The organism is Rathayibacter sp. AY1E2 (assembly GCF_002932325.1).
Classification (GTDB): domain Bacteria; phylum Actinomycetota; class Actinomycetes; order Actinomycetales; family Microbacteriaceae; genus Rathayibacter.
The window spans coordinates 1-10,808 of the sequence record NZ_PSVO01000040.1 but is presented as its reverse complement, the minus strand read 5'-3'; the positions used below and the strand labels follow the sequence as shown (position 1 = coordinate 10,808).

Sequence of the window (10,808 nt, the reverse complement as noted above, 5' to 3'; positions counted from 1 at the left end):
GTGCGGCCCCGCCGGCCGGGGCCGGGCGGGGTGGGAGCGGTGCCCTCGGCGGGCGCGTCCGTCGACGGCGCACCGGTCGACGGCGCACCGGTGGACGGAGCGTCGGTCGAGGTGGAGTGCAGCGGTGTGGCGCTGGAGGTCGGCGTGCTCGACGGCGTCGCGGCGAACGCGGCGGTCGAGCCGAGCGCGACGAGTCCGAGGGCGCCGACGGCGATGCCGATGGTCAGGGCGCGCTTCTTCGGACGGCGCGGCCCGAAGCTCGAGCCCTTCTCGGCGGGGGTGGTCGACTCGGTCATGGGTGTCTCCTCGTTCCGGCCCGGTGCCGACCCCGTTCGGGATCGGTTGCGGCCGGTTCCATTTCAGATTCGAAGGCGAATCTGAAGCCGGACTTAAGAACAGACCCTCCACAGCAGACGCCGGGTGCGCCCCGATCCGCGGCCCCTAGGTTCGAGCACATGCCCTCCTCCGCCCGCGTGCTCCTCATCGAGGACGACGACGCCATCCGCTCCTCCGTCGAGACCGCGCTGCGCAGCGAGCGCTTCACGGTCCGCGGTCTCGTCTCCGGCGAGGACCTCGCCCGCGAGCTGAGCACCTTCGCTCCGGACCTGGTGATCCTCGACTGGATGCTCCCCGGCCCGAGCGGCATCGTGCTCGCCGAGCGGATCCGCCGCAGCAGCGACGCGGCCGTGATCATGCTCACCGCCCGCGACGCGGTCGACGACCGCCTCCGCGGCTTCGACGAGGGCGTCGACGACTACGTGGTGAAGCCGTTCGTGCTCGCCGAGCTCGTCAAGCGCGTGACCGCCGTGCTGCGCCGCCGCGGCCGCATCCCGTCCGTCGTCGAGATCGGAGACCTCGTCGTCGACCCGGAGTCGGGCCGCGCCCGCCGCGGCGGCGTCGCCCTCGACCTCACCGCGACCGAGTTCCGCCTCCTCGCCTTCCTCGCCGGGAACCGCGGCCGCACCCTCACCAAGACCCAGATCCTCACGCAGGTCTGGGGCTACGACCACGTCGACCCGAACCTCGTCGAGGTGCACCTCAGCTCCCTCCGCAAGAAGATGGAGGCGCACGGCGACCGGCTCGTGCACACCGTCCGCGGCCTCGGCTACCGGGTGGAGGCGTGAGCCGCGCCCAGCCGGGCGCGCTGCGGACGGGCTCGCTCCGCCTCCGCACCGTCCTGGCCGTGCTCGCTCTGCTGGCCGTGCTGCTCCTGGCCCTCTCGGCGACGGTGCAGGCGGTGCTCGGCGAGCGCCTCCGCGACCAGATCGAGGAGCGGCTGCAGGACCGCGCCTCCGCCGCCGCCGCGCTGGTCGGCACGATCGCCGACGACGCCCTCGCCTCGCGCCTCTCGGCGCAGGGCGTCTCGGTGCGGATCACGAGCCCCGAGGGCGAGGACGTCGTGGCCGGGCCGAGCCCGGAGCAGCTGCGCCTGGGCCCTGGAGCCGCCGACCAGCTCGGAGAGCCGCCGTCGCCGCCCGGCACGAGCTCCTCCTCCGGAGCCGTCTCGCCCCGAGCCGCCTCCGCCGCCGTCACCGTCGTCTCGAGCAGCGTCGCCGCCGACGACGAGCTGATCACCCTCGAGTCGACCCTGAGCGACGGCACCCGCCTCGAGCTCACCAGCGAGGCCGGATCGGTCGGCAGCACCCTCGCGCAGCTGAACGGGATCCTGCTCGGCGCGTCGGCCGTGTTCCTCCTGCTGGCCGCGCTCGCGCTGATCGTCGTGGTCCGCGCGACCCTCCGGCCCCTCGAGCGGATGACCGACGTGGCCCGCGACATCGCGCACGGCGACCGCGGGCGGCGGCTGCGCCCCTCCCGTCCGCGGACCGAGCTCGGCCGCACCGCGACCGCGTTCGACGAGATGCTCGACGACCTCGAGCAGGCCGAGCGCAGCGCCCTCGCCGCCGAGGCGACGGCCCTCGCGGCGGAGCAGCGGATGCGCGCGTTCGTCTCGGACGCCGCGCACGAGCTGCGGACGCCGGTCGCCGGCATCCAGGCCGCCGCCGACGCCCTCGTCCGCGGCGACGGCGGCGAGCAGGAGCGCGAGCGCCTCTCGGTGCACGTCGTGCGGGAGTCGCTGCGCGCGGGTCGCCTCATCCAGGACATGCTGCTGATGGCGCGGCTGGACGAGGGCCTGGCTCTGGAGTCGCGTCCGCTGGACCCCGCGGTCGTCGCCGAGGCCGCGATCGAGCGCCAGGAGCTGCGCCGCCCGGGCCTCGCGATCGAGCTGCAGCGGCCCGCCGAGCCGCTCCTGGTCAGCGCCGACGCCGACCGGCTGGCTCAGGTGCTCGGCAACCTCCTCGAGAACGGCGCCCGCTTCGCCCGCTCCCGGATCGACGTCGCCGTCGAGGCGGCCGCCGACTCCGTCACGATCACCGTCGACGACGACGGCCCCGGCGTCGCCGAGGCCGACCGCGAGCGCGTCTTCGACCGCCTCGTCCGCCTCGACGACGCCCGCAACCGCGCCGACGGCGGCTCGGGCCTCGGCCTGCCGATCGCGCGCGGGCTGGCGAGGGCTCTCGGCGGCGACCTCGTGGCGGAGGCGGGGCCCGTCGGCGCCCGCTTCCGGGTGACGCTGCCTCGGGCGGGGTGACGCCGTCCCGCTCCCCCTAGGCTCGACGGGCGCGCGGGCCCCGCTCCGCGCGAACGGCAGGAGTGGCTCCATGGACAGGGACGACGCGGAGCAGCGTGTCCGGCAGGCCCGCGACGAGGCCCCGAGGTTCGGGAGCGGTCCCCTGCTCGCCACCTTCACCGTCCGGCACCGCCGCGGACTCGACGTCGCCTTCGTGCTCGACGGCGCCGACGGCGACTTCCAGATCGGCATGGGCGCCGCGTCCGACGACTTCCGGAGCGTCCTCACCGTCGGCGTCGACCGCGAGGACGGCCGCATCCGCGGCGTCTCCAGCTGGACCGTCGACGGCCGCGAGAGCCGCGTGCCCGTGCGGATCCTGCACCGCTCCGCCACCGTGATCATCGTGGAGGCCGCTCCCCTCCCCCTCGACCGGCGCCCGTCCTCGCTCAAGTGCTGGTCCTTCCTCCGCCGTGCCTCCGCCGACCACCACTCCGACGTGCTGGGCTTCGTGTCCCCCGAACTGGCCGACCTCCCCCCGGTCCGACTCCTCACCGATCCGCGGGCGCGGCGCGGGCGCTGAGCCGGCCTCGCGCGCGAGGGGACGGATCCCCGCCCGACCCGCAGGCGCCGGTGCGATCATGCGCTGACGTGATCCCGCCCGGAGGTCCGCCCGACCCGGAGGAGCGCTCGTGACGCAGGAGGTGCAGTCGACCCGGCTGCGGTCGCTCGGGAGCGAGGCGTTCTTCGGGGCGACGGTGGTCGTCGCGGCGGCGTGGTCGGGTGCCCGGGCGTTCCAGCTCTACGGAGGGTGGGGCGTGGTGCTCGCGGTGGCCGCGGTGATCGTCGCGGTGCTCGGCTTCGGGATCCGACGGCGCGTCGAGGAGCGGTGGTCCCGGCCGAGCCTCGAGAGGCTGCGGGCCGAGCATCCGGACGGCGGCGCCACCGCGGTGCTGAACACTCCGGAGACACTGGCCTCGCTGCGGACGCTCGCGGTCGCCGGAGCCGCGGTCGACCTCCCGGCGCTGCGCGCGGCGAAGCCGGACCCCGTGCTGCTGGCCGTCGTCACCTCGATGGCGCTCTCGCTGTTCCGCGCCGACGCGGACCTCTCGCCGATAGCGTTCCTACCCCTCACCGCTGCGGACGCCCCCGAGTCGGTGACGGGCTACCACCACGGTCACGCGCTCGCGGCTCCCGTTCTCACGGTCCGGCAGCAGGGGACGGAGCAGCGGCTCGCCCTCTTCCCCGCGCGAGCCTGAGACGCGGCTCAGCCCGCACCCATGCCTACGATCACCGATCGCGCAAGCACCTGCTCGCGGGGCGCCCGCACGTCAGCATGAGCGGGATGGACACGATCGAGGAGGCGGGCGCGTGGGCGCGCGCTCTGGTGCGCCGCGAGTTCGGCGTCGGCCTCGTCGACCTGGAGCCCGTCGTCGGCGGACTCGACCACGGAGCGCGCGTCTGGTGCGCGGCCGACGGCTCCGGGGAGCTGTGGAGCGTCAAGGCGTCGGCCCGCGACGGGCGCTTCGGCCTCGCGCTCTCGGCGTCGCTGGGAGAGTCGGGGGTGCCGGGCGTCGCGGCGCCGCACCGCGCCTCCGACGGGCGCCCCTGGGCGGAGGACCGCGGGATGCGGGTCTCGGTCGCGCCGTGGATCCTCGGCGAGGACGCGGTCGACTCCGGCGAGGACGCCCTCGACTGGGAGGGGTTCGGCGCGGTCCTGCGCTCCGTGCACGACGCCGAGCCGCCGACCCTCGCGCCTCCCGTGCGGCGGGGCATCCGCCGTGTCCGCCGTCCGCTCGCCGACCTCCTCGCCGAGACCGACGAGAGGATCGATGCGCAGCCGGAGTTCCGCCCCCGCCTCACCGCGCTCTGGCGCGGGAACCGCTCCCGCCTCGACGCCCTCGCCGGCGCTGAGCGACGGCTGAAGCGCGCCCGCACGCCCACCTCCCGCGTGCCCCTCCACGGCGACCCGCATCCCGGCAACGTCGTCATCGACGAGAGCGGCCGCCCCTGGCTGATCGACTTCGACGAGGCCACCGTCGCCCCGCGGGAGGCCGACCTGCTCCTGATCGAGCTGGGCGTCATCTACTCGCGGCCGATCAGCGACGTGCAGCGCTCGGCGTTCCGCGCGGGCTACGGCGAGGCCCTGATCGACGACGAGCGGATCATCCGCTTCGGCTGCGTCCGCGCGGTCGAGGACGTGGCCGCCACTGTCGCGCTGGCCCTCGCCGACCCGGAGCCGGAGGAGCGCGAGGCCGCCCCCGTGCCCGCCTCCCGCCTCGGCCGCGCCGCCTCGGCGCTGCCCGTCCCCACTCCGCTCGACCTGCTCGCCGGCCAGCTCGGCCCGCACGGCCTCGTCTCGCTCGTCGAGACCGCCCTCCGCCGCCCCGCCTGACGCGGCCCTCCGACCCCGCCCCCGTCCGACCCTTCACAGCAGGAGACCACCCATGCGCAGACGATTCATCTTCCTCGCCGCCGTCCTGGCGTCGACCGCCGCCCTCACCGGCTGCAGCGGCTTCGGAGGAGGAGGCGGCGGTTCGGCCGACGCCGACTCGATCACCTTCACCACCTGGGCCAGCGAGTCCGAGCAGGCGGCCTTCGAGTCGCTGATCACCGACTTCGAGGCCGAGCACGAGGGGGCGAGCGTCGAGCTCAACGTCGTGCCCTACGACCAGATGTTCAGCAACATCGACGCGCAGCTGTCGTCGGGCGAGGCCCCCGACGTGTTCCGCGTCGACTACGGCAACCTCGGCGTCTACTCCAGCCAGGAGCAGCTGCTCGACCTGACCGACCGGATCGACGACTTCGACTCCTTCACGCCCGCGTTCCAGGAGGCCGTCTCGTTCGAGGGGAAGCCCTACGGCGTCCCGCACCAGACCGACGTGTCGGCGCTGCTGGTGAACACGCAGCTGCTCGCGGCGGCCGGCATCACCGACGTGCCGACCACCGCCGACGAGGCGTGGACCTGGGAGGAGTTCGCCGACGCCTCCGCGAAGCTGCGCGCGAGCCTGCCCGCCGAGCAGTACCCGTTCGTCTACAACTGGCAGCTCGGCGGCACGCCCCGCTGGCTGAGCTGGCTGTTCGAGGCCGACGGCACGCTCCTGGAGGAGGACGGCACCACTCCGGCGATCGACTCCGCCGCGGGCGCGAAGGCCCTGGACTTCACGAAGAGCTTCTTCGACAACGACTGGGTCCCGCCGACCAGCTCGGTGAAGTCCGCCACCTACGCCGACTCCTTCTTCACGGAGCAGACCGCGGCGATGGCCTTCGCCGGGTCCTTCCTGGTGCCGGACATCGACGACCTCGCCGACTTCGAGTGGACCGCCACGCCGATGCCCGTCGACGAGCGCGGCGCGACCGACCTCGGCGGCAACGCCCTCGTCGCCACGGCCGACACCGACAACCCCGAGCTCGCGACCGAGTTCCTCTCGTTCATGACGCAGGCCGACACCATGGCCGAGTTCTGCGCGGCGACGAACGAGCTGCCCACCCGGTCCGACATCGACCCCGCGTCGATCGACTTCGCGGTGCGCCCGGACGTGATGCCAGTCTTCGTCGAGCAGGCCGCGACGATCACGCCGCGGGACGTGCAGCAGCTCACCTCGCCGTTCCTCGCGAAGATCTCGGTCGCGATGCAGGACCAGCTCGAGGAGGCGTTCGTCGGCGGACGCAGCACCGAGGAGACCCTCTCCGGCCTCGATGCGGCCATCCAGCAGGCGACCAGCTGATGACCGCCACCACCCTCCGCGGCCGGGCGGGCTCCTCCGCCCGGCCGCGGTCGGCCCGCAGGCGCGAGGCCCTCGCCGGCTTCGGCTTCGTCGGCCCGAACCTGCTCCTGATGGCGCTGTTCCTGTTCGTGCCGATCCTCTGGGCGATCCAGCTCTCGTTCCAGGAGTCGCGCGGCTTCGGCACGCCCGAGTGGGTCGGCTTCGCGAACTACCTGCGGATGGGCGCCGACCCGGTGTTCTGGCAGAGCCTGGGCAACACGCTCCTCTTCACCGCGGTCACCGTGCCGCTCGAGCTCGCCGGCGGCCTCGGCCTGGCCGTGCTGCTCAACTCCGTCCTGCCCGCGCGCGGGATCTTCCGCACGGTGATCGTGCTGCCCCTGGTGATCTCGGGCGTCGCCTCCGGGATGATCGCGGTCACGATCTTCAGCGAGTCCTCGGGCATCGTGAACAAGGTGCTGAGCTCGCTGGGCGCCTCGCCGGTCGCGTGGCAGTCGGACGGCTCCGCGGCGATGATCTCGGTGATGCTGACCGCGGTGTGGCTGCGGATCGGCTTCAACATGGTGATCTACCTGGCGGGCCTGCAGAGCGTCTCGCCCGAGCTCTACGAGGCCGCACGGATCGACGGAGCGACGCGCTGGCAGCAGTTCCGCGCACTGACGGTGCCGCTGGTCGGCCCGTCCACCTTCTTCCTGCTGATCATGAACGTGATCGCCTCGTTCCAGGTCTTCGACATCGTCTTCGTGATGACGGGCGGCGGCCCCGGCTTCTCCACGTCGGTGCTCGGCACCTACGCGTACCGCAACGGCTTCCAGGTCCGCGAGCAGGGCTACGGCGCCGCGCTCGGCGTCGTCATCCTGCTGGTCTCCCTCGCCTTCACCTATCTGCAGTGGCGCACGAGCCGCACGCGCGACCTCGTCGACTAGGAGCCCTCATGTCGTCCTCCACCGCCACCACGCCCGCCGCGGTCGCCGCGGCCACAGCCCGCGAGACCCCGCGCCGGCGCCCCTCCCGCCGCGACGGCTCCCGCTCCGGACTCGTCGTCCGTCTCGTCGTCGCGATCGTCGCCTCGGCGATCGTGTTCTTCCCGCTGTACTGGATGCTCGTCATCGCCTTCTCGCCGCGCGGCGAGGTGTTCGCGCCCGGCCCGCCCCGCTTCTGGCCGAGCGAGATCTCGTTCGAGAACTTCGCGACGGTGTTCGCGCGCTTCCCCGTGGGCGAGTGGTTCGTCAACTCGGTCGTGATCGGGGTGTTCGTCACGGTGTTCACCGTCGTGGTGAACCTGCTGGCCGGCTGGGGCTTCGCGCGGCTGCGCTTCCCCGGGCGGAACCTGCTGTTCCTGCTCGCACTGGCCACGATGATGATCCCGGTGCAGGCGATCATGGTCGCGCAGTTCAAGCTCGTGACCGGACTGCAGATCTACGGCACCTACTGGTCGGTGATCCTGCCCGGAGCAGCGGCGGCCTTCGGGATCTTCCTCGCCCGGCAGTTCTTCCTCTCCATCCCGGAGGAGCTGATCGAGGCGGCGCGGATCGACGGGGCCGGCCACCTGCGGGTGTTCCTGCAGATCGTGCTGCCGCTCTCGAAGCCGCTGATCGCCGTCCTGATCCTGCTGACTCTGCTCGGCAGCTGGAACGACTTCGCCTGGCCGCTGATCGCTCTGAAGGACAACGAGCTGTTCACGCTGCCGATCGGCCTGCTCTACCTCAAGGGCCAGTCGACGCCGGACTACAGCGCGAGCATGGCGCTGGCGCTGGTGTCGGTGCTGCCGATGGTGCTGCTGTTCCTGTGCTTCCAGCGCTACTTCGTGCAGGGGTTCGCGCGCAGCGGCATCCGGTGAGGGCGGGCAGAGGCACGGGCGGAGGCACGGGCGGAGGCACGGGTGGCGGCACGGGTGGCGGCACGGGCGGAGTGGAGCGGTCGCCGCGGCGGGAGGCTCCTGACCGGACGGGGCAGGAGAGGACAGGGCAGGAGAGGACCCACGGACGCGGCGGGCCGCCGACGGACGCGGCGGGCGGCGGGCCGCCGACGGACGCGGCGGGCGGCGGGCGCCGGAAAACGTGAATCACGTGGAGGTCGCCCGGTTGTGATCTCCTGAGTTCGACGGCTCTCCGGCGCGGACGGCGCGTCCGGCGCGTCCGGCGCGTCCGGCGCGTCCGCCGGCCGGAGTGGGACGGGGCGGACCGGGACGGGGCGGACCGGGACGCGGGGGCCGTGACGCGGGGGCCGACGCCCCGAAGCGCCGAAGCACGACGGGACACGGGGCTCGGGGCTCCGGGACACGGTGCTCGGGGCTCGGGGCTCGGGGCCCGGTGCTCGGGGCCCGACGAAGCGCGAACGTGCCGACGGACCTCGCGGCGCCGGAGGTGAGAGAGCGCGAGGGCGCCTGGGCGTGTCCAGGCGCGGCGATTCACCGCCTCGCGTCCGACGGAGTGTCGAATCGCCCGGCATGTCGGGCTGCGGATCAGAACGGCGGAGACGCGTCCACGAACCGCGGCCGCGTCGGCGACAGCACCGAGGGGGACGCCCGAGGTGACGACGGTCGCGACGACCACAACAGCGAGGACGAAGATCGTGGCGGCTGCGGCTGCGGCTGCGGCTGCGGCTGCGGCTCCGGCTCCGGCTCGGGCTCGGGCTTCAGCTGCGGCTCCGGCTCCGGCTCCGGCTCCGGTTCTTGCGCCGACTGCGGCGTCGGTCGTCGCGTGGGCGGCAGCGGAGCCCCGGGCAGCGCCCGCAGTCGGTCGGTGATCCGACGGCCGGTGGGGGTCGTCCAGACGACGGTGCCGTCCGGATGGAGGGCGTAGGTCCAGCGGTCGCCGTGGCGGACGTGGTGGTGCGCGACGCAGAGCGAGGCCAGGTTGCCGAGGGCGGTCTCGCCTCCGTTCCGCCACTCGAGGGTGTGGTCGGCCTCGGCCGTCGAGGACGAGCGGGTGCAGCCGGGGAACCGGCAGGTCCGGTCGCGCAGCTGCAGCTGGAGGCGCATCCGAGGGGGCGGGACGCGGAGGGTCCTGCCGACCGACGTCACCACTCCCGTGTCCGGATCGGTCAGCACCCGCGTGAAGGTGGCCGCCGTGCGGACGAGCTCCCGGGCGACGTCGGCGGGGACGAGACCGTAGCCGTCGAGTTCGGCCGGCGCGTCGTCGAGGCCGACGGCGGTGCTGGCGGCCAGGGTGAGGCGCACGTCGGCGCGGACTCCGGAGACCGAGGCGTGGATTCCGGAGCCCGAGGCGTGGATTCCGGAGCCCGAGGCACGGACGGCGCTCGCTCCTTCTCCCGAGGATCCGTCTGCGGAGATGTCGCCGTCGATGAGCAGATCGACGAGCGCGTCGGCCCGCAGCTGCGCGAGCGTCCGGCCGTCGCCGAGGGAGATGTCAGCGTCTCCACCGGCGCCGTTACCCGTCTCCGCGCCGAGCCCGGCACCAGCACCAGCACCAGCACCAGCACCAGCACCAGCGTCCGTTCCCGCACCGACTGCTACCCGGGCATCGCCACGGGCACCAGCACCGCTCTGTGCAGTCGCAGTCGCAGTCGCACTCGCACTCGCACTCGCACTCGCACTCGCACCTGCACCTGCACCTGCACCTGCACCTGCACCTGCACCTGCACCGAACCCGATCCCCGCCGCGTCCGCCCCGTCGCGGAGCGAGCGGGCGATGCGGTCGAGACGGTTGTAGGCGCCGACCGCGACCGGGGCCGGCAGCAGGGCGCAGAGCGTGGCCATGCCGTCGGCCTCGGCGCCGAGCCACACGCTGCGGTCCTCGCGGGCGCGGGCGTGGCGCTCGGTGAACGGCTGCTCGTGCAGCTCGTCGCGCAGCCGCGCCACGGTCCGGCGGAGCTGGGTGGGCGTCTGCGAGAGCGCCGCGGTGGCCGCCCGCTCGTCGAAGGACGCGCGCGACGGAGCGGGGAGGGTCGCGGCGGCGGCGCAGACGACCTCGCCGGCCTCCCAGAGGATCCGGGCCTCGGCCAGGAGGGTGCGGGTCGCCGGGAGGTCCTCGATGAGGAGCCGAGCGTGCTCGAGACGCCGAGACGCCACGCGCTCCGACATCCCGAGCGCCGTCGCGAACTCGGCTCGGATCGAGCGCTCCACGAGGTCTCCCGCCTCGCTCCGGGAGAGACGACTCCCCCGCGCGAACGACTCCGGCACGAGCAGCGCTGCCCGGTACGCCGTGTGCAGGGCGACGGCCCCCGCGAGCAGCACCGGCGCCGAGGAGCGGGCGAGCCCCGCCGCGAGACCGGCGAGCGCGCGCACCGCGTCGAGCGTCTGCGCCGTCTCGCCCGCGCGCACCGCCTCGACCGCCTGCGCCGCGTCACCCGAACTTCTCATACGTTTATTGAATCAGCAACCACCGACATCGGGCCGGGGCCCGTGACCAGGATCGGGACAACGGAGCCGGTACCCCGCCTGTGGAGGGACGAACCGCCGGCGAGCGCGGGCTCGCACACCGCTGTCCGCGCGATTCCTGAGCCGAGCACCAGCCCGCGCTCGCCGGCGGTTCGTCCCTCCACAGGCGGGGTAC

10 protein-coding genes are annotated in these 10,808 nt (G+C 73.9%); 8 read left to right on the top strand and 2 right to left on the bottom strand.

Going from position 1 to position 10,808, the window contains the following annotated elements; all coding sequences use genetic code 11:
- The coding region (locus C5C49_RS16405) for a hypothetical protein (RefSeq protein ID WP_374953856.1) at nt 1-296 on the bottom strand (296 nt) is incomplete at its 3' end.
- A 159-nt stretch (nt 297-455) separates the two neighbouring features.
- Between C5C49_RS16405 and C5C49_RS16400 the strand changes: the two genes are divergently transcribed.
- From C5C49_RS16400 to C5C49_RS16365, 8 genes are all read left to right on the top strand, one after another.
- Nucleotides 456-1,124, top strand: a complete 669-nt coding sequence (locus C5C49_RS16400) for a response regulator transcription factor (protein ID WP_104225192.1) — start codon at nt 456-458, stop codon at nt 1,122-1,124.
- Entirely contained in the window at nt 1,121-2,590 is a 1,470-nt protein-coding gene (locus C5C49_RS16395; RefSeq protein ID WP_104346604.1) for a cell wall metabolism sensor histidine kinase WalK, read from the top strand. Before C5C49_RS16400 ends, C5C49_RS16395 begins: the two co-directional genes overlap by 4 nt.
- Nucleotides 2,591-2,660: 70 nt before the next feature.
- Nucleotides 2,661-3,149 carry a hypothetical protein gene (locus C5C49_RS16390; protein ID WP_104346603.1) on the top strand — a complete coding sequence of 163 codons (489 nt, stop codon included), beginning with the start codon at nt 2,661-2,663 and terminating at the stop codon, nt 3,147-3,149.
- A gap of 109 nt (nt 3,150-3,258) precedes the next feature.
- Nucleotides 3,259-3,825, top strand: a complete 567-nt coding sequence (locus C5C49_RS16385) for a hypothetical protein (RefSeq protein ID WP_104346602.1) — start codon at nt 3,259-3,261, stop codon at nt 3,823-3,825.
- Between the two features lie 86 nt (nt 3,826-3,911).
- Nucleotides 3,912-4,961: an aminoglycoside phosphotransferase family protein gene (locus C5C49_RS16380; protein ID WP_104346601.1), complete on the top strand. Its 1,050-nt coding sequence runs from the start codon at nt 3,912-3,914 to the stop codon at nt 4,959-4,961.
- A gap of 52 nt (nt 4,962-5,013) precedes the next feature.
- The gene (locus tag C5C49_RS16375; RefSeq protein WP_258068491.1) at nt 5,014-6,294 is read left to right on the top strand and encodes a sugar ABC transporter substrate-binding protein; all 1,281 of its coding nucleotides are present in this window, start codon (nt 5,014-5,016) and stop codon (nt 6,292-6,294) included.
- Nucleotides 6,294-7,217, top strand: a complete 924-nt coding sequence (locus C5C49_RS16370; RefSeq protein ID WP_104239656.1) for a carbohydrate ABC transporter permease — start codon at nt 6,294-6,296, stop codon at nt 7,215-7,217. The genes C5C49_RS16375 and C5C49_RS16370 overlap by 1 nt, the downstream gene beginning before the upstream one ends.
- Before the next feature lie 8 nt (nt 7,218-7,225).
- Nucleotides 7,226-8,131, top strand: coding sequence for a carbohydrate ABC transporter permease (locus C5C49_RS16365; protein ID WP_104346600.1), 906 nt, complete (start codon nt 7,226-7,228; stop codon nt 8,129-8,131).
- Nucleotides 8,132-8,755: 624 nt separating this feature from the next.
- Here C5C49_RS16365 and C5C49_RS16360 read toward each other — a convergent pair.
- Nucleotides 8,756-10,615: an HNH endonuclease signature motif containing protein gene (locus C5C49_RS16360; protein ID WP_104346599.1), complete on the bottom strand. Its 1,860-nt coding sequence runs from the start codon at nt 10,613-10,615 to the stop codon at nt 8,756-8,758.
- Nucleotides 10,616-10,808 lie beyond the last annotated feature (193 nt).